The organism is Paracoccus onubensis, assembly GCF_003591515.1.
Classification (GTDB): domain Bacteria; phylum Pseudomonadota; class Alphaproteobacteria; order Rhodobacterales; family Rhodobacteraceae; genus Paracoccus; species Paracoccus onubensis.
On sequence record NZ_QZCG01000002.1, the window covers coordinates 450,772 to 472,875 of the forward strand.

At 57.8% G+C, this 22,104-nt stretch carries 17 protein-coding genes; 7 read left to right on the forward strand and 10 right to left on the reverse strand.

Annotation, left to right across the window (positions count from 1 at the left end; genetic code table 11):
* Nucleotide 1 precedes the first annotated feature (1 nt).
* A complete protein-coding gene (locus tag D3P04_RS04820; RefSeq protein WP_119746451.1) occupies nucleotides 2–769 on the forward strand; it encodes a hypothetical protein in 768 nt (255 codons plus the stop codon).
* Nucleotides 770–968: 199 nt separating this feature from the next.
* Here D3P04_RS04820 and D3P04_RS04825 read toward each other — a convergent pair whose 3' ends face one another.
* From D3P04_RS04825 to D3P04_RS04835, 3 genes are read right to left on the reverse strand one after another with little or no spacing between them, the layout of a single operon-like run.
* Nucleotides 969–2,243: an NAD(P)/FAD-dependent oxidoreductase gene (locus tag D3P04_RS04825; protein ID WP_119746541.1), complete on the reverse strand. Its 1,275-nt coding sequence runs from the start codon at nucleotides 2,241–2,243 to the stop codon at nucleotides 969–971.
* On the reverse strand, nucleotides 2,240–2,986 hold the full coding sequence (locus D3P04_RS04830; RefSeq protein ID WP_119746453.1) for an N-formylglutamate amidohydrolase: 747 nt from the start codon (nucleotides 2,984–2,986) through the stop codon (nucleotides 2,240–2,242). Before D3P04_RS04830 ends, D3P04_RS04825 begins: the two co-directional genes overlap by 4 nt.
* A gap of 7 nt (nucleotides 2,987–2,993) precedes the next feature.
* A complete protein-coding gene (locus tag D3P04_RS04835) occupies nucleotides 2,994–3,878 on the reverse strand; it encodes a MurR/RpiR family transcriptional regulator (protein ID WP_232844882.1) in 885 nt (294 codons plus the stop codon).
* Between the two features lie 168 nt (nucleotides 3,879–4,046).
* Between D3P04_RS04835 and D3P04_RS04840 the strand changes: the two genes are divergently transcribed.
* From D3P04_RS04840 to D3P04_RS04865, 6 genes are all read left to right on the forward strand, one after another.
* Nucleotides 4,047–5,753, forward strand: a complete 1,707-nt coding sequence (locus tag D3P04_RS04840; protein ID WP_119746455.1) for a peptide ABC transporter substrate-binding protein — start codon at nucleotides 4,047–4,049, stop codon at nucleotides 5,751–5,753.
* 382 nt (nucleotides 5,754–6,135) lie between these two features.
* Nucleotides 6,136–7,239 carry an ABC transporter ATP-binding protein gene (locus D3P04_RS04845; RefSeq protein ID WP_119746457.1) on the forward strand — a complete coding sequence of 368 codons (1,104 nt, stop codon included), beginning with the start codon at nucleotides 6,136–6,138 and terminating at the stop codon, nucleotides 7,237–7,239.
* 82 nt (nucleotides 7,240–7,321) lie between these two features.
* A complete protein-coding gene (locus tag D3P04_RS04850) occupies nucleotides 7,322–8,392 on the forward strand; it encodes an ABC transporter substrate-binding protein (protein WP_119746545.1) in 1,071 nt (356 codons plus the stop codon).
* A 141-nt stretch (nucleotides 8,393–8,533) separates the two neighbouring features.
* Complete coding sequence (locus tag D3P04_RS04855; RefSeq protein WP_119746459.1) at nucleotides 8,534–9,610, forward strand: ABC transporter substrate-binding protein; 1,077 nt, start codon at nucleotides 8,534–8,536, stop codon at nucleotides 9,608–9,610.
* Between the two features lie 60 nt (nucleotides 9,611–9,670).
* Nucleotides 9,671–10,963 (forward strand): ABC transporter permease, encoded by a 1,293-nt coding sequence (locus D3P04_RS04860; protein ID WP_119746461.1) that lies wholly within the window; start codon nucleotides 9,671–9,673, stop codon nucleotides 10,961–10,963.
* 4 nt (nucleotides 10,964–10,967) lie between these two features.
* A complete protein-coding gene (locus tag D3P04_RS04865) occupies nucleotides 10,968–11,921 on the forward strand; it encodes an ABC transporter permease (RefSeq protein ID WP_119746463.1) in 954 nt (317 codons plus the stop codon).
* Between the two features lie 296 nt (nucleotides 11,922–12,217).
* Here D3P04_RS04865 and D3P04_RS04870 read toward each other — a convergent pair.
* From D3P04_RS04870 to D3P04_RS04900, 7 genes are all read right to left on the reverse strand, one after another.
* Nucleotides 12,218–13,005 (reverse strand): IS5 family transposase gene (locus D3P04_RS04870; protein ID WP_119746465.1). Its coding sequence is split into 2 segments (ribosomal slippage): nucleotides 12,218–12,666 and nucleotides 12,666–13,005, totalling 789 coding nucleotides; the frame shifts between segments, so codons are not numbered across the junction.
* Nucleotides 13,006–13,078: 73 nt separating this feature from the next.
* A complete protein-coding gene (locus D3P04_RS04875) occupies nucleotides 13,079–13,615 on the reverse strand; it encodes a hypothetical protein (RefSeq protein ID WP_147391886.1) in 537 nt (178 codons plus the stop codon).
* Between the two features lie 8 nt (nucleotides 13,616–13,623).
* Nucleotides 13,624–17,172: an RHS repeat-associated core domain-containing protein gene (locus D3P04_RS04880; protein WP_147391887.1), complete on the reverse strand. Its 3,549-nt coding sequence runs from the start codon at nucleotides 17,170–17,172 to the stop codon at nucleotides 13,624–13,626.
* Nucleotides 17,169–18,134, reverse strand: a complete 966-nt coding sequence (locus D3P04_RS04885) for a hypothetical protein (protein ID WP_119746471.1) — start codon at nucleotides 18,132–18,134, stop codon at nucleotides 17,169–17,171. The genes D3P04_RS04880 and D3P04_RS04885 overlap by 4 nt, the downstream gene beginning before the upstream one ends.
* Before the next feature lie 6 nt (nucleotides 18,135–18,140).
* Entirely contained in the window at nucleotides 18,141–18,521 is a 381-nt protein-coding gene (locus tag D3P04_RS04890; RefSeq protein ID WP_119746473.1) for a PAAR-like domain-containing protein, read from the reverse strand.
* A complete protein-coding gene (locus tag D3P04_RS04895; protein ID WP_119746474.1) occupies nucleotides 18,511–19,638 on the reverse strand; it encodes a DUF2169 family type VI secretion system accessory protein in 1,128 nt (375 codons plus the stop codon). Before D3P04_RS04895 ends, D3P04_RS04890 begins: the two co-directional genes overlap by 11 nt.
* 3 nt (nucleotides 19,639–19,641) lie before the next feature.
* Nucleotides 19,642–21,882, reverse strand: a complete 2,241-nt coding sequence (locus D3P04_RS04900) for a type VI secretion system Vgr family protein (RefSeq protein WP_119746476.1) — start codon at nucleotides 21,880–21,882, stop codon at nucleotides 19,642–19,644.
* Nucleotides 21,883–22,104: the final 222 nt, after the last annotated feature.

Consider the following 22,104-nt stretch of genomic DNA (forward strand, 5'->3'; position numbering starts at 1 on the left):
AATGGCCAAAATGACCGATCCCGCTCGTCCTGTCGTCGATATTATCGGTGACAGCCATACGATGTTCTTCAAGGCGGATTTCAATTCGGTTCGCCGGATGGGCATTAACAAACGTCTCGCCTTCGTTCCGCGTGTGCAGCAGGTCAATGCGGCATCCCTGACCGGGGTCCGCAGATACGCGTCCACGCTCCGCCTCAAGGAGCTGATCGAGACAACGGCGGCGAATGCCTCGCATCTCATCATTGCGCTGGGGCAGGTCGATCTCGAACTTGGTTTCTATTATCGGCAGGCCGTCAAGGGTGAGGAATGGACCGCCGAGGACTATATAGAGTTTCTGGCCGAAATCTATGCGGGCCTGCTCGAGGGGATCAAGGACGCTCCTTGCAAGGTGGCGCTCAAGGGCGTCAATCTGACCGTGCTGTCGACGCCGCTGTTTTCCCGCAAATACCTGAGCCGTATCCTGACCGAAAAAGCCCCGGAGGACAGGCAAGCCGCAGAGAAGAAACTGCGTGAACTGATGCTGAGCGAGAGTCAGCAGAATGGGTTCCATCTGGATTTTAACCGCCGTATCAATGCCTTGGCGGATCAATTCGGGATTCGCTATTTCGACATCAACGAAAAGATTGCCGAGCGCGGACCGGCGGGACGAATCCGGCAGCCCATGCGGCTGGCGACCGGTCATCAGCCGATCAGGTTTGATCACCATCTGGCGCCCACGATCCATGTTCACCGCGTTCATCTTGACGCAGTACAGACGGTGTTTCTGTAGTCTGAAAGTTTGCCGGAATTCCTGGTGACAGCCTCGCGTCGGTTACTTGCGTGTGGCGATGGCCGGGGGTGCCCATCGCCGGCAGGTCTCTCGGACCAGTGGTGCGCCTGCCGGCACCCCCAGAGGTATTTGGACAAAGAAGAAGCGGAGGAGGAAAGGAAGCGGGCAGGCGCGATAGGCTGCAGGGCGAAAATGAAATCTATTCCAGCATGTCGCGAAGCTTGTTCAGCGGTCCCCGACATGTCTGTACGGTTGCACCGATCAGGTGACGCAGGGGAATTCTGGCCGGGCGGCGGATGGTCCAAAGTTCTGCCGCTTCTGCCGGATCGATCAGGGCGGATGCCAGCACCCGGCCCATGACAGCAGATGTCGGCACGCCTCGACCGGTATAGCCGGACAATCCCCATAGTCGCGGGCCGAGTTCATAGAGTTGCGGGCGCTGCTCCGACGATACCGTCAGCCGGCCCCGCCAGTGGTGATCCCATTCCAGACCAGCCAAAACCGGATAAAGCCCGGTCAATCGCCGGGTCATGAACTCTTTCGTATAGGCGCTGTTTCTACCGCGCCGCAATTCAACCAGCCCGCCGGTGATCAACCGGCCCTGCTGATCGATGCGGAAAAACATCGGATCGCGATGGGTGTCGCCGAAATTCATGCCCGAGGGCATGACCCCGGCCCGCTGCTCCGCGTTCAGCGGGCGGCTGGCAAGGCCGTAGCTATGCATGATCACCGAACTTTTCCGGAACGATTCCGGCACCGCTCCGGTCGGATACGCATCGGTGGCAAATCCCGCACTCGCCGCGCTGACGCTGCCTTCAGGGGTTCCCAGAAGCCAGCGGTCTCCATCGCGCCGCAGAGAGGTTATCGGGCTGTTGGTGTGGATGATCGCGCCTGCCTCGGTTGCTGCGCGGGCAAGGCCGCGCGCATAGGCAAGAGGGTTCAGGTGACCGCCATCCCGATGCACCCATCCGCCCAGAAAGCGATCGTTACCGGTCAGTTCGGCAACTGCCCCGCGCGAGAGATAATCGCCGCTTTTCCCCAGCGCCGCGTATTTTGCATGCGCCTTGCGCGATCGATTCAACCCGCTGGAGCTATGGGCCGCCGCCAGCGTCCCCAATTGAACCGCTTCGCATTCGATACGATCCCGTGCGATATCGTCGAATACCAGCCGTCCGGCGTCTCGCAGGAGGTCACATCCTTTCTGCGGCAATATCTTCGGGTCCAGATATCCGAAGACCGGGATGCATTGCCCGTGGTTTCGTCCGGACCCGCCGGTTCCGATCTCGCTTGCTTCGATCAGCACGACATTTGCTCCGCGCCGTGCAAGTTCACGGGCTGCGATCAAGCCGGTGAAACCGGCTCCGACAAGGGCGATGTCGGCCTGGATATCGCCCTGTAATGGCCGTGTTTCAGGGGCGGGTGGTGCGGTCAGTGCATAGGGTGGGAATTGTGCGGGGGCTGACAGATCGGTCATATCGCGCATCTCGTTTCTGCTGCCAGACGCAAGGCATCGGCAAGCCGGCAAGCCCAGAGTTTCCTGTCGCTGTCGGTTTCCAGAAGATCATTGCTGACTTCGAACCCGCAGGCAGGAGTTCCGGACCCGAATGTATGGCGATCGACGGTATAAGCGCCGTCGATCCCGGAATAGGGCAGGTTGTCGCCCAGAATCAGATCACCTGACCGGCCAAGCAAAGCCAGCAGGTTTTGCGACAGGATACGGTCATCATGCCAGATCGTTCCGCCGTCCCATTGCCGCCGGACGCCAAGAAAATTCCGTGTGCAGCTGTGCAACGCGAAAAAGATCGGCGCTTGATGTTTTTGGCGCTGGCGTGCCCATATCCGGCCGACCGTTTCGTGGTAAGGCCAGAATACGCTCTCATGCCGAAGCTGTCGTTCGGAGATGCTGATACCCGTATTTCCGTCAAGCGGCAGTCCCTCGACGCTACTCAGGATGGACCGCGGATCGTCCAGCCAGCGGTTCAGGTCGATGACAAGACGGCTGACAGTCGAAAGGATCACCGGCATATCGAGGCGTTCGGCAAGCGCCTCGGCCAACGCCGCTACACCCAGGTCGGTGAAATGATGGGTGTTCCGCCATTGCCGCGCAAAATCCGGAGAAACGAGAGAGGCGGGCAACTCCGTTCCGGCGTGATCGACGACGATGAGTCCGGGCTCACGCCCTTCGGGGTTAAGTATGATAGGCTCGATCTTGGTCATTCGGGGCCTATTCATCCATTCCGGTTCGGTTTTCTGCCAGTCTCGTCAGTTCGGCGAGGCGGATGCGCAATTCCTCGATCCGCTCCAGCCGTTGCCTTGCGGCAAGGCGATCGGCCTCGACCACGGCGGCTATGATCGTCTCGATCTGCGCGGTTGCGACGATCCGCGATCCGAAAGGAGAGATAAGACCCTCCTTCGCCGACATGACCGCATGGGCAATTCCCGCGATGGGAGAGCGGGTGTCATCCGTAAACAGGCAGATGCGCGTGCCCGTTTCCCTTGCAAGCTGGGCAAAGGCAAACAGATCGGGCTGATACCGGCGATAGTCGAACATCACCAGCACATCACGAGGCCCCATATCCAGAAGCGGCTCGTGATGAAAGCCGGGCTGCGGTTCGATCTGCAGCACATCCGCACGTAACTGCGCCAATTGCCGGGAGAAACGGCGGGACAGGTTCTGGCTGTAGCGCCCTCCCAGACACTGAATGCGATGACGTGGATTGGCAAGCAATGCGACGAAAGCGTCCACCTCTGCCGGAACTACAGCCTCTGCCGTCAGGCGAAGAGCCTCGGCCTGCCGCCGGAGTGACGTCTGATAGAGATTGGCGCCCTCCGGCGTTTCCGACCGGGAGGCATCGATCTGCTGTAACGGAGAACCCGCCTGTTTTTGCACTTCCATCACCACTGCGGCCTGAAAATCGGCGAAGCGGGGAAAGCCGATCTTGGTCAGGAAGCGCAGTACTGTCGGATTGCTGACATCGGCCCGTTTCGCCAGCGCCTCTACAGTGGACAGCGCATGGAAGGGATAACCATCCAGCAGCGCGGCAGCCACCTTGCGCTCACCGCCGGATGACGCGCTGTTACGGATGAGGTGGACAAGATTCTGCGACATGAAGATTCCGTAACTGCAGGTTTCCCGATTGATCGTCAGTGGAGGCAATTTGTTCTTTTTGTTACATCGTGTCAATTTTTAATATTGACGTAATAGAAATTACATCCATCATATCTGCATTGCCGCACGATGTCGTGCCGTTCCTGTTCAGTCACCATGGGGTCAGACATGAAGAAGATCGCGTTACTTGCCGGAACAGCTGCTATTCTTTGCGGAACGATGGCCCATGCCGAACGTGGCTCGGATGGCCATCTCAACATCCTTTACTGGCAGGCGGCATCGAATCTGAACCCCTATCTCTCGGGGATCGCCAAGGAGGTCGAGGCGGCTTCGCTGGTTCTGGAGCCTCTGGCGCGGTTCGACGAGAATGGCGAACTCGTTCCCTGGCTGGCCGCCGAGATCCCGACACTCGAGAATGGCGGGCTTTCCGAAGATCTGAAGCAGATTACCTGGACCCTGCGCGAAGGGCTGCTGTGGTCGGATGGATCCCCGGTGACGTCGAAGGACGTGGTCTTCACCTGGCGCTACTGCTCGGATCCCGATAGTGGATGTGCAGCAGCGGCAATGTTCGAAGGCATCGAGACGGTCGAGGCCGTGGATGATCTTACCGTGCGGGTCGATTTCAGCGAGCCGAAACCCTATCCCTATACGGCCTTCGTCAGTTCCGAGGCCCCGATCCTGCAAGAGGCACAATTCCGCGATTGCGTTGGCAGCCGGATCGCGCAATGCAGTGAACAGAATATGCATCCCGTGGGGACCGGTCCCTATGTCGTGGATGAATTTCTGACGAATGATGTCGCGACCTTCAGCGTCAATCCGCATTTCCGTTTTGAAGACAAGCCCTATTTCGAAACCGTGACCATCAAGGGGGGCGGTGATGCGGCGGGTGCTGCGCGGGCGGTGCTGCAAACCGGAGAGATGGATTATGGCTGGAATCTGATGCTGTCCCCGGATGTGCTGGAAAGCATGGGAACCGGAGGGCCGGGCGAAGTCGTAACGGTTTTCGGCTCTTCCGTCGAATATCTGTTCCTGAACCAGACCAATCCGGATCCGGCGCTGGGGGCCGAGCGTTCCACGGCTCAGGCGGGTGCCCATCCGATTTTCGCTGATCCTCGTGTCGGGCAGGCTTTATCGCTGGTCATTGATCGCGCCGCCATCGCCGAGGTGCTTTTCGGCGAAACCGGAAAGCCCACCTGCAATATCGTTCCCGCGCCGGAGATATATGCCTCGACCGCGAATGACGCCTGCCTGACTCCTGATCCGGACAAGGCCAGGGCGTTGCTGGAAGAAGCGGGATGGGTTGACGATGATGGCGATGGTATCCGGGAAAAGGATGGGATCAAGCTGTCCTTGCTGTTCCAAAGCTCAGTCAGTGCTGTCAGGCAGGACACGCAGGCACTGCTCAAGCAATGGTGGTCCGAGATCGGAGTGGAGACCGAGTTGAAATCGGTTGACGCATCGGTTTTCTTCGGCGGCGATGCCGGATCACCCGATACGCGTCAGAAATTTTATGCCGACGTGCAGATGTATACGGATAACTCGAAGGGGCAGGATCCTGAAACCTATCTTGCACATTGGGTCTGCAACGAGGCGCCGCGCCCGGAAACGCAATGGCAGGGCGATAATATTCAACGCTTCTGCTCCGAAGAATATGACGCATTGGCAAAAAAATATCATGCGACCGCAGCGCCCGAGGATCGCGCGGAAGTCGCACGCCAGATGAATGATATGCTGGTGCAGTCCTATACGATCATTCCGATTGTCCATCGCGGTATCGTTTCCGGAAAAGCCCGTGATCTCGAAGGGGTCCGGTTAAATAGCTGGGACAGCATGATCTGGAACATCATGGACTGGAAGCGCAAGAAAGCCGAATAAGGCGCCCGGCCCGGACAACTGTATTTTTCATCATCCGGACTCGTCTTTGCTGCGATCAGCCATGCGGGGCAAAGACTGGTTGGTGAAGTTCAGGCGGACCGGTCCGCCATGATGTCGGGCGATTGCGTCTGCGCCGGAATATCTGAAATCGCACGGAACGGAGCAGGCACCGTTGCCGGGCGATGTCGGGTTCCGATCATGTCATTTCCTGCCGATCCCAAGTATTCAGACTTTGCCGGATGAATCCGTGTTTCTGCAATCCTGTGGCTCTTGCCGGTCAGCAAACAGCGAAAGAAAAACCGAAACGGTGTTGCCATTATCCGGATGTGGAGTTTAACTCATCCGGCGCTGAACAACCATAGCATAACAGGGAGAGCGCCTATTGCTGGACAATACCTCGGGTGACGCATTCGTCGCATTCGAACACGTGCAGAAAAGCTATGACGGACAGACACTTGTCGTCAAGGATTTGAACCTCTCTATCGCCAAGGGCGAGTTCGTGACGATGCTCGGCCCGTCTGGTTCGGGCAAGACCACCTGTCTGATGATGCTGGCAGGATTCGAGACCGCGACTCACGGTGAAATCCGTCTTGGCGGCCGTCCGATCAACCAGGTTCCACCGCATAAGCGGGGCATCGGCATGGTGTTTCAGAATTACGCCCTGTTTCCCCATATGACGGTGGGCGAAAATCTGTCCTTTCCTCTGGAGGTCCGGGGTCTTGGCAAGGCGGAGCGCGAAACCCGCATCAAGCGGAGCCTCGAGATGGTGCAGATGGGGGCCTTCGCAAATCGCCGCCCCGCGCAATTATCGGGCGGACAGCAGCAGCGGATTGCGCTGGCGCGGGCGCTGGTCTTTGATCCGCATCTGGTGCTGATGGACGAGCCGCTTGGTGCGCTGGACAAGCAGCTTCGCGAGCATATGCAGTTCGAAATCAAGCATTTGCACGAGGAACTTGGAATCACGGTGGTCTATGTCACTCATGACCAGACCGAGGCGCTGACCATGTCCGACCGGATCGCGGTCTTCAATGACGGCCGCATCCATCAGCTTGCCACGCCCAATCAACTCTATGAACGGCCAGAGAACAGTTTCGTGGCCAGTTTCATTGGAGAAAACAATGCCTTGCCTGGGATTATCGAGGCATTCGAGGGCGACAAGGCGGTGGTCAAACTGGCCAATGGCGAGTTGATCGACGCCACGGCGGTCAATATTCGTGAACGCGGGCAGAAGACCACGGTATCCATCCGTCCCGAACGGGTCGAGTTCAAACCCGAGATGATGCCGCCGGGTGCACATAGTATCGAAGCCGACGTGCTGGAGGTCATCTATATGGGCGACATCCTGCGGACACGGCTGCGCGTGGTGGGAAGCGACGATTTCATCATGAAATGCCGCAATACCATTGCCCAGACGCAGCTGGAGCCCGGCCAGACGATCCGCATCGGCTGGCATCCGCAGGATGCCCGCGCGCTGGATCCGATCTGAAGACTCGATCGAGTGGCCGGGTTCGCTACCGGGCTATAATGACATAAAATATCATCAAATTCATGTAGTTGGAGCTGATATCATGAAACGAACCCTTGCTCTTACAACCGCGTTCGGTCTGGTCGCGATGCCGGCCTTCGCCGATGTGAACCTGCTGTCCTGGGGCGGCGCTTATGGCAACAGCCATGTCGAGGCCTATGCCAAACCCTTCGAAGCCGAGAGCGGGATCAAGGTCAATATAGCAGATGCCGATAACCCGGCCACGCCGATCAAGGCGATGGTCGAGGCGGGCAATGTCACCTCTGATATCGCCTCGGTCGAATATGCCGACGCCGTGCGGCTTTGCGACGAGGGGCTGCTGGAACTGATCGACGAATCGGTGCTGGCCCCGGCTGATGACGGCACAGAAGCGGCCGACGACTTCATCGAAGGCGCGATCACCGACTGCTTCGTCGGCACGGATGTCTATTCGATGATTATTGCCTATGACGATTCGAAATTCCCTGACGCCAAACCTGCGACCCCCGCTGATTTCTTCGATCTGGAGAAATTCCCCGGCAAGCGCACCATGCGCAAAGGCGCGAAGTTCAACCTGGAACTCGCATTGATGGCGGACGGGGTCCCGGCAGCAGAAGTCTATGACTTGTTGGAAACGCCAGAGGGCGTGGATCAGGCCTTTGCCAAGCTGGACGAGATCAAGAGCAGCGTGATCTGGTGGGAGGCCGGCGCGCAGCCGCCGCAGCTTCTGGCCGATGGCGAGGTGACGATGGCCTATGCCTTCAACGGTCGGATTTTCGACGCTGCGCAAGGCGAGGGCAAGCCCTTCAACATCATCTGGGACGGCCAAATCTATGAAATGGAGGGCTGGGTGATTCCGAAAGGCGCGCCGAACAAGGAAGAGGCGCTGGAATTCGTCACCTTCTCGACCGCGTCCGCACAACAGGCCCGCGCCGCCGAGTTCATCAGCTATGGTCCGCCGCGCAGATCGGCTGCCGCGCTGGTCGGCAATATCGAGGGCACCGAGGAGCCAATGGGCCCGCATCTGCCCACCACCGAGGAAAATATGAGCAATGCGCTTGGCTCGAACCTGGATTTCTGGGTCGATCACGATGCCGAACTGAACGAGCGGTTCAACAGCTGGCTGGCGAATTGAGCTTGCGTTCTGCCATGGCCGGGGGCGCTGCCCCCCGGTCTTCGGGGTCTTGAGACCAAGAAGAGGCGGAGAGAATTCGCCCGTCAATGCCCGCAAAGGGCCAAGTCAAATAAAAACAAACAAATCCAACGGGAGAAACAGATGAGAACCACTTTGATCTTATCCACGATGCTGATCGGGTTCGGCCTTGCCGCCGCCGCGCAAGAGGTCAATGTCGTGTCCTGGGGCGGCGCCTATGAGTGGTCACAAGTCGAGGCCTATAACAAGCCTTTCACCGAAAAGACCGGTATCAAGGTTAATATGATTGCCGCAGATAATCCGGCCACGCCGCTGAAGGCACAGGTCGAGGCGAATAACCTTACCGGCGATGTCTTTGATATCGAGGTCAGCGACGCGATCAGGCTGTGCGACGAGGGGGCGCTGGTCGAGATCGATCCCGCCGATCTGCCGCCGGCGCCCGACGGCACCCCGGCGATCGAGGATTTCATCGATGGCGCGCTTCAGGATTGCGCTGTGGCCAATATCTTCTGGGGCACGGTCATCGCCTATGACACCACGAAATTCGAGGGTGAGGCGCCTTCGACGGCGGCGGATTTCTTTGATCTGGAAAGATTCCCCGGCCAGCGCGGCCTGCCCAAAACACCCAAGCGGACGTTGTACCTGGCGTTGATTGCCGATGGCGTACCGGCGGATGAGATCTATGACAGGCTGGGTTCGGAAGAGGGCGTGAACCAGGCTTTCGACAAACTGGACACGATCAAGGACAGCGTCGTCTGGTGGGAGGCCGGGGCGCAGCCCGTGCAGCTTCTGGCCGATGGCGAGGTGACCATGGCGACCGGCTATAACGGCCGGTTCTTCGATGCGATGGTTGCCGAGGACAAACCGTTCGGGATCATCTGGGATGGACAATACATGGATCTGGACATGTTCGTGATTCCGAAAGATTCACCCAATCCCGAGGCGGCGATGGAATATCTGAAATTCGCCACCAGCACCGAGCAACTTGCCGAGCAGGCGAAATATATTGCCTATGGGCCGGCGCGGAAATCTTCGGCTGGGCTGGTCGGGCTTTATCAGGATGGCGAGACCGAGATGGGGCCGCATATGCCGACCAATCCGGAATATCTGGAGACCGCGGTGATGGACGATCCGGAATTCTGGGCCGATCACGACGCCGAGCTGACCGAACGTTTCAACAGCTGGCTGGCCGGCTCGTGATGTAAGATTGCCGCCGTTCCGCCCCGAGATCGGAACGGCGGCAGGAATTCCGGGGATATCATGGTGAACTCTTCCGATCCGCAGGCCGCAACCACTGTTGTCACACCACCTGAAGGGCGGTTGACCACTGCCGATGGCAAGCCGCTGGCATGGGCTTTGGCCCGATCGCAGGCACGGGCGAAGCGGCGGGCCTTTCTGCTGGTGCTACCGCTGCTCGGCTTCATTCTGATTACCTTCGTGGTGCCGATCGGGCAGATGCTGCAGCGGTCTTTCTACAATGCCGGATTCCCTGCCAATATGCCCGAGATCTCGCAATGGTTTGCCGAGAACCCACGTGGAACCGATCCCGATGACGCGGCATGGACGGCGCTTGCAAATGACCTGCTGGCATCGGCCGAAGCGCGGACAATCGGTGTCGTCGGCACGCGGATCAATTACGATGTGCCGGGTACCCGTTCGCTGTTCACCTCGACCGGGCGGAAGGTGCGCCGGGGAATCGAGCCGCCTTATCGCGAGGCGTTGCTGGAGATGGACGAGGATTGGGGCGATCCCCGGGTCTGGAGCGCCATGCGCGAGGCATCAAAGCCGGTGACCGCGAATTTCTATCTGGCAGCGGTTGACCGTACACGCGCCGATGATGGCAGCATAGAGCAGGTCGAGCCCCGGCAGCGGATCTACGTCATGCTGTTCATGCGGACCTTCTGGCTGTCGTTGCTGATCACGGGCCTGACCTTCCTGCTGGGCTTTCCGGTGGCGCATCTGCTGGCCACTCTGCCAATGCGAAAATCCAACCTGCTGATGATCCTTGTGCTGCTGCCCTTCTGGACCTCGCTGTTGGTCCGGACGACCTCGTGGATGGTGCTGCTGCAACAACAGGGGGTGGTCAATGACATCCTTGTCTGGCTGGGGGTGATCGGCGGCAGCCAGCGGTTGCAGATGATCTATAACCAGACCGGCACGATCATCGCCATGACCCATATTCTGCTGCCCTTCATGATCCTTCCGCTTTATTCGGTGATGCGCACGATCAACCCCTCCTATGTCCGTGCCGCCCGCAGCCTGGGTGCGACAAGCTGGACGGCTTTCCGCCGGATCTATTTCCCGCAGACCCTGCCGGGGCTGGGGGCGGGGGCGCTGCTCGTGTTCATCCTTGCGGTCGGGTACTATATCACACCTGCATTGGTTGGCGGATCCTCGGGACAACTGATCTCGAACATGATCGCGATGCATATGACCGACACGCTGAACTGGTCGATGGCGGCGGCGTTGGCGGCGCTGCTGCTGGGCTCGGTGCTGATCCTCTACTGGCTGTATGACAGGCTGGTGGGTGTCGATAATCTCAAGCTGGGATAACGAGATGGCTCTTCCGACATATGCAAGCCCGCTGGAACGCGTCTGGCATTACACCTATCTGGTGATCTGCGGGCTGATCTTCTTTTTCCTGATCGCACCGATCATCGTGATCATCCCGCTGTCCTTCAATGCCGAGCCCTATTTCACCTTTACCGAGAAGATGCGCTCTTTCGATCCGGATGGCTACAGCCTGCGCTGGTATAATAGCCTGCTGACATTCGGCATGACTTCGGCTGACGGCCCGAGAGACGGGAGGTGGTGGGCGGATGTCTGGGCCAATGCGAAATGGGTGCAGGCGGCGAAGAACTCGATCATTATCGGCTTCTTCTCGACCCTGCTGGCGACCGTTCTTGGTACTCTGGCCGCTTTGGGATTGTCGCGCCCCGAAATGCCGTTCCGCCGTCCGATCATGGCGATCCTGATCTCGCCCATGATCGTGCCGCTGATCATTACCGCGACGGGGATGTTCTTCTTCTACTCGAATCCCTGCGAGATTCTGGGGTTGTTCGGGTTGCCAAGCAATTGCGGGCGACTGGCGGGCACCTATCTTGGCGTGATCCTTGCGCATGCGACATTGGGGATTCCCTTCGTCATCATTACCGTGACGGCAACGCTGGTAGGATTCGATCAATCGCTGAACCGGGCGGCGGCATCGCTTGGCGCCAATCCGAGGACGACTTTCTTCCGCATCACCATGCCGCTGATCCTGCCCGGAGTGATCTCGGGCGCGCTGTTCGCCTTTGTCACCAGCTTCGATGAGGTGGTAGCAGTATTGTTCATCGCTGGTCCCGACCAGCAGACCATCCCGCGGCAGATGTGGAATGGCATTCGCGAACAGATCAGCCCGGCGATCCTGGCGGTCGCGACGCTGCTGGTGCTGTTCTCGATCGCGCTTCTCACGACCGTCGAACTGCTGCGACGCAGATCCGAGCGGATCAGGGGACTGACACCGCAGTAGATCGCGTTCGAGGATCGGAGTGTTGTTCCCCTTGCAGTGCAAGGACTGTGGTTGGTGTCGATAGGTCCGCGCAGATGCCGGAGATCGTGCGACGGCGTTGCGCAGAGGAAAGATTACGGAACCTGATATTCGAGGAGGGCGATGCGTAATCCCACGCATTCCCGACTGCCGGTTTTGACCTCCGCATCAGCCGGTTCGGCGAGAAGTTCGCTTTGCGTGCGTGGATTATCACCACTCGCCGTGCGGGATGGCTGCCGGGAGGTCGTGAGGCTTCCTCACCGCCCCCTGAGCCTAGGTCATGTTGACAAATGACGGAGCCAGAGGCGGATCGACGTGATGTCAATGAAGCCTAGAAAGCTTTCCGCCGTCTTGTCGTAGCGGGTCGCGACACGCCTGGCGTTCTTGAGCTTGTTGAAGCAGCGTTCGACCAGATTACGCAGGCAATACAGCGAGCGATCGACACCAATCCGCTTCTTGCGAGACTTGCGCATCGGTATCACGGGCAGCACGTTGCGCCTCTCCATGATCGACCTGATGCTGCCGGCATCATAGCCGCGATCTGCGAGCAGCACGCTCGGGCGGGGCAGATTGTCCGCCATCACCAAGTCGAAACCGAGATAGTCCGACGTCTGGCCCGGCGTGATCTCTGTCCTCATAGGTAGCCCGTGCGCGTTGACGAGGAGGTGGATCTTGGTCGTAAAGCCACCTCGAGAACGGCCGAAACCCTGTCGCGGAGTCCCCCTTTAGCGCCGGCTGCCTGATGGTGGGCGCGGATCACGGTGCTGTCGATCATTTGCAATGCGCTTGGTACGGTCCCGCTTTGGTTGAGGGCATCCATGATGTCCTCCCACAGGCCCACCAGCGTCCAGCACCGGAACTGTCGATAGACACTTGTCCATTTGCCGAACTCGGCAGGTAGGTCCCGCCATGGCGCTCCGGTTCGGGCAATCCAGAAAATGCCATCAAGGACGAGGCGGTGGTTGGTCGGCTTGCCTCCGTTCGGGGCTCGGACGGAAAGGATGAAGCGCTCAAAGAACGCCCATTCCTGGTCCGACATAAGATCTCGTGCCAAGCTGGTCTCCATCGCAGATGCCAGCTTGAAGCATGCCCTACGCCCGAGGGGAATCCCTTTTGTCAACACGACCTAGTGTTTTCATCTAGTCGCTTAATGTTCCTCTCTCGCGCTCGAGATCGGAATATATAGCATCTCCAGCTTCTGAAAATTCATTGTATGCCAAATATTTCAGATATTCTAAAAGATCTGCAAATATTTTTACATCACCACCAGAAATACTTATTATAGCAGGCTCATCGTCATTAGTATTTTTCCACCAATAAAATGTGACTCCAAGCCCGCCTTGCTCCTTAGCAAATATTGCAGTTCTATTCCAATCAGAATTATCGGAAGGGGGGACAGGGCGATAGTTTTCAGCAATGAGGTTTATGACCTCCCTAACGTCATCCTGTTCATATAACTCTTTAAGTTGACTGGGTGGATAGGAGGTTTTCCCAAGTAAACCATTTTCCCAGGTAGAAACAATTGTGTAGTAATCTCGCATTTGCTGCGATAAGGGACGATAGGTTTTCTCATCAATCATGAGAATTTGCTCGCTGATATCGCCTGTAGCCTCCATCCTGTGGGAATCACCCCATTCGTCATTTTTTTTTCTTATCTCATTTATTAACTTTTCCATTTTTCCCTCTAGCATTCATCTCGCAGCCAGACCCACGTATAGCTTTGCTTTTTTCGAGCCATATCTCCAGTTATCCCACCAAGATAAGCGTTAGTATCTGCTCGCTGCAACAACCCTCCATTGCTGGGATTCGGGAGACCACCTGACGCTGCATCTGGAACATGCCCGGCAACCTGACCTTTCGAGCAGCAATGCATCTCTCGGAATTGTCGCTTCCATCTCGCCGACAGTCGTTCCTGCAATTCGGTTAGCGGCCCCGCGGTCATTCGTCCGCCACGTGCAATAATCTCGTTATTCCACATGCCTACGAACTGGGACAACTCTTCAGCTGCAGCGCTTCCTGCGGGGAATTTTTGCACAATGCAGATGCCAGAACCCATCAGACCCCATGCTTGCAGCCCAAAGGGATCATTAAATTTCAGTGGGTTGGCAACATAGCTCGATAATCTAGTACCCCCAAAGAGACCGATCGGATCCAAACTCATATACTGACCAGAATTCGCTTCATAATATCTGTATTGATTATAATACAGCCCGGTCTCTTCATCTTCCCACTGCCCCTGGAACCGGATCGGGCAGAATGTCGCATCCGGAGGCGGTGCATAGCCCGGCAGCTCAACCGACCCGACATGGACGGAATCTTCCACCCAGTAATCGCCATGCTCCGTGGCATCCGAGCCAACGACCTGCTTTCCTGTCCGCCGCAATGTCCCCCAGGTGTCATGATCGACAGCCCAGAGCAGCACGCCGCTTTCCGAGACCACCTCTTTTGGTGTCCCAAGATGATCGTTCACAACAAGGCCAAGCTGCCCACCCTCGACCCGCGCCATCGGTCGGAATGATCCCGGCTCGAAGAACCAGTCCACCTCTTGAACCGCGCCATCGCGCGTGGCCTTTTCACGCGCGATGACATCTCCATCCCACAGGAAGTCGTGCTTAACGCCGCGGGTCTCCTTCCAAACCCGCCGCCCGAACGGATCGTAGCCGTAGCGCCAGACCGCGCCGTCCGGGCAATGCGCCGCCACCATCTGATCCTGTGCGTTCCATTCGAACCGCCATGTCTGCGGCCGAAAACCCTTGCGTGCAACCGTGCGCTTGACCACCCGCCCGCAGCTATCGTGATCCAGCGTGACCACCTCGCCGCGCGGACCATGGGCGATTTTCACTACCCCCGCGGCTGAGGTCTGCCAGTTCAGGAAACGATCGGTGCCCCCGGTCGCAGCCGCAAGGTTCAGGTCGGGATTATAGGCGAAGCCTTCGACTCCGCCATCGCCGTGAACTGTCCGCGCGATCTGACCGTTCCGGTCGTAATCGTATCGTTTCTCGCCCCACCGCGCGTCGGTGATGACACGCGGCTCATAGGCACGGCTCCAGTCATAGCGGCGCTCGATCTGCGCGCCGTGCTGATGGACGAGCTGTCCGACCGCGTCCCAGTCCGAGGCCAGCCGGAAACCCCACTCCGAGGCCCGCAGCCGCTCTTGTCCCAGATCGTCACGTTCGAAGCAAAGAGGCGCGTACCCCTCCAGTTCCCACCGCAGCAAGCCGCCCATACCATCATAGCGGAAGGACAGGTGCTGATCGCCGATCCGCCGCGCGATCCGGCGCCCGCAACAGTCAATTTCGCTCTCGATGCGTTGACCATTCACGGTTTCGGCGATCACCCGACCGAGCGCATCCCGTTCCAGCGCGATCTCGGCATCACTGTTTCTGGCGGCGATCAGACGACCGTTGCCGTCATAGCCATATGTGGTCACCAGGGGGCCTGCGGCACCCGGTGCGAATGCGCGCAGTTCCAGCAGCAGGCCGGATTTGTCGTAATCATATTCCAGCCAGCCGCCATCGGTGTTGTCGCGCCGCACAACCCGGCCTGCATCATCATGGCGATAATCAAGGCTGCGGCCGTCGAAATCGGTTTCGCGGATCACCCGGCCAGTGATGTCCCGCTCGAAGGTCCAGTGCAAACCCATCTGGTTCGTGACGCAGATCAACCGCTCTTCACTGTCATATTGAAAACGGAGCGTCCCGCCCTTTGGATCGGTAATCTCTTCCAATACGTTATAGGGACCGTAGCGATAAGAAGTGGTGCGTCCCTCGCCATCCGTGACCGCCTCTACCCGCCCAGTGTCACCGATGGAACGATGTGTTTCCACCCCGTCGGGACGGGTAATGCGGGTCGGGACATGGAAATCCACCCCCGCCTCATATGAAAGCCCCGTGACATGGCCGAGGGGATCAATGATCGCCGTCACGCGGTTGAACGCGTCATAGCTGAACCGCGTCTCGGCACTGTTGAAATCGCGGATCGAAATCAGCCGGTTATGATCGTCATATTCGCGGAGCTCAATCAGCCCATCATGACGCATCATCTGAACCGGCAGACCGGCCGCGTTCACCCGCAAATCGGTGACATGGCCAAGAGGATCGCGGACCTGCCGAAGATTGCCACGATCGTCATAATCGTAATCCCAGCTATTTCCCTCATGATCCGTCAGCGAGGTCAGGTTCCCGACATCGTCCCAGACCATGAATGTCTCGCGGCCCTCTTCATCCTTCTGGGACTGCAAGTTGCCGTGCGCATCATACTGGTATTTACGGCTATGGCCGTTCTCGTCCACCTCCTCGACCAGGTCATGGACTTCGTTGAACCTGCGATAGTTGAAGCGTCCGGCCGCATCGGCGGTCATGAAGTGGCGCCCCAGATCGTCGAACCAGAGCTTTTCGAAGCCAGGGCCATCGCCATGGGTCACCGTGACTTGCCGCGTCCCGGTGTCATAGGCGATCGCCCCGTGCTTGTAGCTTCCCTCGGTATCGACCTTCACCACCCGGTGCTCGGCATCGAAATGATGCCGGGTGCGGGTATTCACGCCATTATCGGACCAGATACGGTTGCCCTGATCGTCATAACCAAAACGCCAGCTTTCTCCGAACGGATTGTCTACAGAGGTGAGCCGGCCCTTCTCATATCCATAGCGCAGCCCTTCGATACGAGAATCATCAAGTCCGATAATGTCATATCCGGCGCGAAGCCCATCGGCATGATTGAGGAATTCCAGCCCAAGCCCATCGGGATGACGCAGTTCGGTCAGCAGGCCGGCCTTGTCACGGACAAGCTCCACAACATTGCTGTTCAGGTCCTCGATCCGGACGATACGCCACACCCGACCGGGGTAACGTTTGAAGATCCGTGCTATTTTTCGGTCATTCAGCTTGAGCCCGCCGCGCGAGAGCGGCTCGAGACTGAGATGACGGAAACCATCGTTATAGCTGCGCGCAAAAAGCTGCGGCAGCGGACGTTCGAACGTAACCGCGATGCCGTCAAGCGTCATCACGTCATAATGCCCTTCGCTGTCGCTATCGGTGATCGTCAGATCAAGCTCAGTCAGATTGCCAGGCCCGAGCGGAGACGGCACATTGATTTGCTGGTTGAAGGCCCGCGTCAGATCAACCGGCAAAATGCCAGATATGTGGAATTCCTCGTAGAACTGTTTGAGCCCCCCATCGGGCAATCCAACAGGGTTGAGGCGATAGGTGGAACTGGAGCTCTCAATTCTGGTCACGGCTTACAGGCTCTGGCTAAGCAAGGAACACTTGAACGCCTGCCGGTCGATCCGACAGCTTGTGGCCCCGTATTCGGATAGTCCGGAACCTCGCGATTTCGACTGCGAAGATACGCTCTTTCAAGAAAATCCTTGGCCCGGTCGCTGAGCGCATTGTAACGGCGACGGATTCGATCCGCCGCGGTTGCGATCCGGCCAGCCTTTCCGGCAGCAGATACGACCCAGCGCGTTCCCACACCGACAGCCCCGACAGCAACATTGATAAGCCCGGCCGTCACGATTTCCACAACGATCAGTGATACGCCGAACCAGACAAGACCGGCCCAATCGATCCGTGTCGGATTGATGGATATACCGTTCTTCAGTAACTCGTATTCGGCATGAATACGGTCCAACTCCCGGAAGTCATAATAGGTGCGCTGCGTATCGGGATCGAAGCCGACCCAATTCTCCTGTCGTTCTTCGTCCGTTTCAGCTGCGTCGTATCGGTCTTGACGTTCCTCATGCTTTGAAATCGTCGCCACATAATCGACAATATCCTCTCGCCGCTCCGTCAGATTCAATGCGCGATCATGAAACTGGCTTCGGACCTGTGCGATGATCTGAGCCACGCGCTCTTCGCAGCCCGCCAGTTTTTCTTCGTAATCTGCGAGCAAACGCGGAGCCAGAGGAATTGGCTGGTACTCTCTGTCAGCACCAAATTGCCGCGCTTCCTCAAAAATTTTCTGCTGTCCCGCATTATAATTGTCGATATTCGCCTGATCCTCGGCACGTTCGGCAATCAGCGATTGATATTCTTCCGCAACTTCCAGAATTTCATCATTGAAATAGAAATGCAGAAGCTCCTCCTCCGCAGTCAGTTCGGCACGAAACTCAAGCTCACTCGGCTCGCGCCCCTCTGCAACATGCATCAGTCCTTGTGCATTCCCGACGGCATTCGCGATAGTCTGGTCATTTGCCATCCTTCGCTACCTCTTCTTCTCGATCGGCCCCGGCGAGGCCATGTTGATCACTGCCTTATCCTTGTGCTTTGCCGTGGCCCAGCCAGAGGAAAACACAGAGCCAGTTGTAACCTTTACCGCCGCCGGACCCAGATGACCCGCCTGCGCCACCCCCTTGCCAACACCCGGTTCGGTACCAATCGAGTTCGGTGTGCGGCTGTTCAGCATGAAATCCGCCTTGCCGTTCCAGCGAACTGTGTTGTTCACCCGTATGGAACTGCCAAGAAATGCAATGGAGGTATAAGGCACCGGCACCATTGAAGAACCCACCGGCGTCTTACACACATCCGGCCCAGTCGAAGTAATGAAATTCGTCCCATCCTTGCGGGTGGAGAGCTTATTGGACATGTTCGGAAACCTCCTTCGGCGAATGATCCGGGAAAAGCTCGGACGGGTGCGGAGCGGGATGAAGTTGCTGGTCCTCGGTCATTTCGCAGAGCCTGTTGGGAGTCGCAGCACAATCGATTTCCAGCCACTTGACCTGTTCTTCAAGGAAGGTCAGCCGCCAGGTCAGTGAAATCAGACAATCCTCAGGTTCGGCGTCGAGTATGTCGATATAAATCGTATCGAGATTGAGCCGGACCGATCTGCACCAGTCTTCGTGATCGATCAGACGGGCAATGATCGGGTTGCCGGGCAGATCAAAATTAATCTGGTGACGCTCTGGGTGCAGGCCGGTGAGATGGACAGGTTCATCGCCTTGCAGGAACCCTTTTGATTTTAGCCCCTCAGCCGCGGAATTATGAAAGGCGAAATCATAGTCCTTCGCCCAATGCGGCCAGGTATTGGCCAACCATTCATCATCATAGGTGCCGCCCAGGGGACGGCGCGGCAACCATGCGGGTGGAATTGGCCCGATCCCCGCAGGGTCCAGACGGCGAAACGGGTTATCCAGTCTTTCACCGGAAGTGAGAATCTGTGGCGCGGGGATCGGCTCGTCCCGCGACCTGTATTCCGGATGGACAAATCCACTGCCCAGTGGGTTTCGCTCATCGGTCACGATCCTATCGTCCGGTCCCGGATATTCGCCGCCATAGGTGCATTCATAGCGCAGTGCTACCCGCAACACCGGTTCGGGATCCGTCAGGTTCCATTTACGAAGCTTGCGCTGCCATTCACGCGGCCCTGTGACATGAAGTGACTTTCGGACCGGCCCAATCTGTACCGACACCTGCCATTGGGTGGCAGGCTCACCCTTCGGTGCAAACGCGTCAGCAATCACGATCACATCGGTCGCAGGCTTATAGGCCACGAGGTCCGAAGGATAGCGCAGACTGGTCTCGTTGATATCGCCAAAGCAACGATCCGTAAAGTTCAGCGGCTCCTGCTCCGGCGATTGCTGTAACTCGAACTCACGGTTCAAGTGATAACTTTGCTTGACGATCAGGATGTCAAAGAGCCGTCCTTCCGCATCCTCATTGGCGAAGACAAGCTGCGCAAACGGAGTGAGGTTACGTATCCGCATCGGTCAATTCAGGTCAATCAGCTTCGCCCGGCCACGGATCTGCTTGGCCCCTTCAATATCGATCTTGACGCCTTGCAGGACGATATTGCCTTCCTTGGTCATGATCAGGCGCGATTTGCCGACCGTGATCACGAGATCCTCGCCGACATTGATATCCATATGCTTGCCGACATAGGTGGTTGAGGTCTCGCCCACCCGAGTGGACTGCTTTTGCCCGACAACCGTATTCTGCACCTTGCCGACAAAGGTGTTCTTCATCAGGCCGATCTGCTCGGTCCGAGCCATCCCGATCGTGTCGCTTACGGCTTTCTCGACGATCGTGTTCTTGATACCGCTGACTGGCATGATCGAACTGAGCAATGCTCCGACCGAGGTGCCCGTCTGAACCTGTTCAAACCCGGCAAGTTCCCTGTTTTTTCCCGCACCGGTGAAGGCGCCATTCGCCGGCAGGCTGGCCGCCTCGGCTGCCACGCTGGCAGCAGAAAGCGCCTGCGTGAATTGCGCAACAAAGCTATCGCCGGATTCGTTGGCGGCGTTCTTCATTGCCGCGCTCGATTGCTGCATCAGTCCGGCAAGCGCGGCAAAAAGCGGAACTCCCAAGCCACCGCCTACTGACAGGTTCATCGACCCACCGATCTTTTCCTGGTGGTTTCGGGCGACATCGAGTGACTTATTGCTGCCGACGCTTTCGATCTGATCCTTATCCACCCGCTTCATGCGGTTGTTAAGAACTTTCAGAGTCTGGTCTTTCTGGGCATGCAGGGCGATGTTTTCCTGGCCGGTTTCATCCTCAAAGCTGAGTTCGTTGAACCCGGTATTCTTGTGAGTTTTGGAGCGCCAGACAGCCTTGGTTTTATGTGCGGGCAGCGGATAGGGGGTGTCGTTCTTGCCGTTAAAGACATTGCCGACGACGATCGGCTTGTCGGGATCGCCTTCAAGGAATTCGACCAGCACCTCCATCCCGATGCGAGGGATCACCATGCCGCCCCAGCCACCCCCGGCCCAGTTCTGTGAGACCCGGCAGCGCATCGAATAAGCGTCATGCAAATCCCAATGGAAGCGCACAAGGATGCGGCCATATTCGTCGCAATCGATCTCTCCTTCGCCGACCACCGTCGCGGTTTGCGGACCGTAAACATGCGACAATTCCGTTCGTTTCGGGGGCACCATAGGAGCAGTATCGGGCATCAGGACGTATGAGCCGGAATAGCTGTAGCCGTCACTGTCCTGCCCGCCAGAACCATACGCCTCACTGACAAAGCTGTGGGTTGCCGACAGGCAGAGATAGGTCTCGCCATGCCCCGGCACCTTGTCGCCGCCCAACGTGACGCGCGAACCGGATAACAGGCTCACGCAATCACCCACTGCGCGATTACGGCGATCAGCACCCCGTTCCTGCCGCTGGCGCATTCGCGTGACGATCTTGCCGGGGCTTTCGGAGAGATAGTCGCCCGGATAATCGAAACTTTCCACATGGCCAAAGGCATATGCCGCATCGCTCGGCTGAGATGTTTCCATGCTTTGCGCAGGTATCTTGAAATTGTAATCCACCTGCCGGATCGCCCCGGTGGTGAAATTCCGCTCGGGCAGCCATTCCCAGAAATGTTCGAACTCGTATTGATGATGGCCGTCATAGCGCTTGTAGGGAACCTCGCCGATCACCTGATGCGCCAGCTCGTCATCGGTCAGCACCAATGTATGGCTGCCCTTCTCGTGCTGGAAATGAAAGCTGATCCCGTGCCGCTCCATCTGCCGGCGGGCGAAATCTAGATCGCTTTCCCGATACTGCACCGTATATTCGAGTTCGGGATACTGATTGCTCAGCCTGATCTCCAGATGCGGGAACCCAAAGCCGGCATAATCCGACAAGAGTTCACGCAGGATCTGATCGACCGTCTTGTTATGAAAAATCCGCTGGTTGCGGCGCTTGCCTGCCAGCCAGAACCACGGCCGCAGGGTCAGATCATAGCGGTGACCGTTTTCTCCGACACCCGCCCATCGGGCAGAGGTGACGATACCGTCAAAGGGCCGCATCTTGTCCCGAGCCTCGATTTCGACGGTCGCATGGGTGCCGATCAGTTTATCTAAATCCAGATCGTCGCGCGTGGCCAGCGCCTCGACCCGGTATTCGAACAATTCGTTGAGATAATCCGTGCCGTCGAAACGCAGAAGAACAAGGACATCTTCGCCCAGCTCCGTGGCCAGACGGCCAAGGCGTTCGGTTTGCTTGAAGGGGGCATTCATAACCAGCCTCCGAAATCATCAAACTATGCCGTCATCTTACCGCGATAGCCTCAAAATAACAGACTGAATCACTTGTAGTTGACGTTTCGTCAGCCTAGGTCGTGTTGACAAAAGGGATTCCCCTCGGGCGTAGGGCATGCTTCAAGCTGGCATCTGCGATGGAGACCAGCTTGGCACGAGATCTTATGTCGGACCAGGAATGGGCGTTCTTTGAGCGCTTCA

Coding starts and splice junctions, on each gene's coding strand:
- D3P04_RS04820 (WP_119746451.1), top strand. CDS start 2: ATGGCCAAAATGACCGATCCCGCTCGTCCTGTCGTCGATATTATCGGT.
- D3P04_RS04825 (WP_119746541.1), bottom strand. CDS start 2,243: ATGACCGATCTGTCAGCCCCCGCACAATTCCCACCCTATGCACTGACC.
- D3P04_RS04830 (WP_119746453.1), bottom strand. CDS start 2,986: ATGACCAAGATCGAGCCTATCATACTTAACCCCGAAGGGCGTGAGCCC.
- D3P04_RS04835 (WP_232844882.1), bottom strand. CDS start 3,878: ATGTCGCAGAATCTTGTCCACCTCATCCGTAACAGCGCGTCATCCGGC.
- D3P04_RS04840 (WP_119746455.1), top strand. CDS start 4,047: ATGAAGAAGATCGCGTTACTTGCCGGAACAGCTGCTATTCTTTGCGGA.
- D3P04_RS04850 (WP_119746545.1), top strand. CDS start 7,322: ATGAAACGAACCCTTGCTCTTACAACCGCGTTCGGTCTGGTCGCGATG.
- D3P04_RS04855 (WP_119746459.1), top strand. CDS start 8,534: ATGAGAACCACTTTGATCTTATCCACGATGCTGATCGGGTTCGGCCTT.
- D3P04_RS04860 (WP_119746461.1), top strand. CDS start 9,671: ATGGTGAACTCTTCCGATCCGCAGGCCGCAACCACTGTTGTCACACCA.
- D3P04_RS04865 (WP_119746463.1), top strand. CDS start 10,968: ATGGCTCTTCCGACATATGCAAGCCCGCTGGAACGCGTCTGGCATTAC.
- D3P04_RS04875 (WP_147391886.1), bottom strand. CDS start 13,615: ATGGAAAAGTTAATAAATGAGATAAGAAAAAAAAATGACGAATGGGGT.
- D3P04_RS04885 (WP_119746471.1), bottom strand. CDS start 18,134: ATGGCAAATGACCAGACTATCGCGAATGCCGTCGGGAATGCACAAGGA.
- D3P04_RS04890 (WP_119746473.1), bottom strand. CDS start 18,521: ATGTCCAATAAGCTCTCCACCCGCAAGGATGGGACGAATTTCATTACT.
- D3P04_RS04895 (WP_119746474.1), bottom strand. CDS start 19,638: ATGCGGATACGTAACCTCACTCCGTTTGCGCAGCTTGTCTTCGCCAAT.
- D3P04_RS04900 (WP_119746476.1), bottom strand. CDS start 21,882: ATGAATGCCCCCTTCAAGCAAACCGAACGCCTTGGCCGTCTGGCCACG.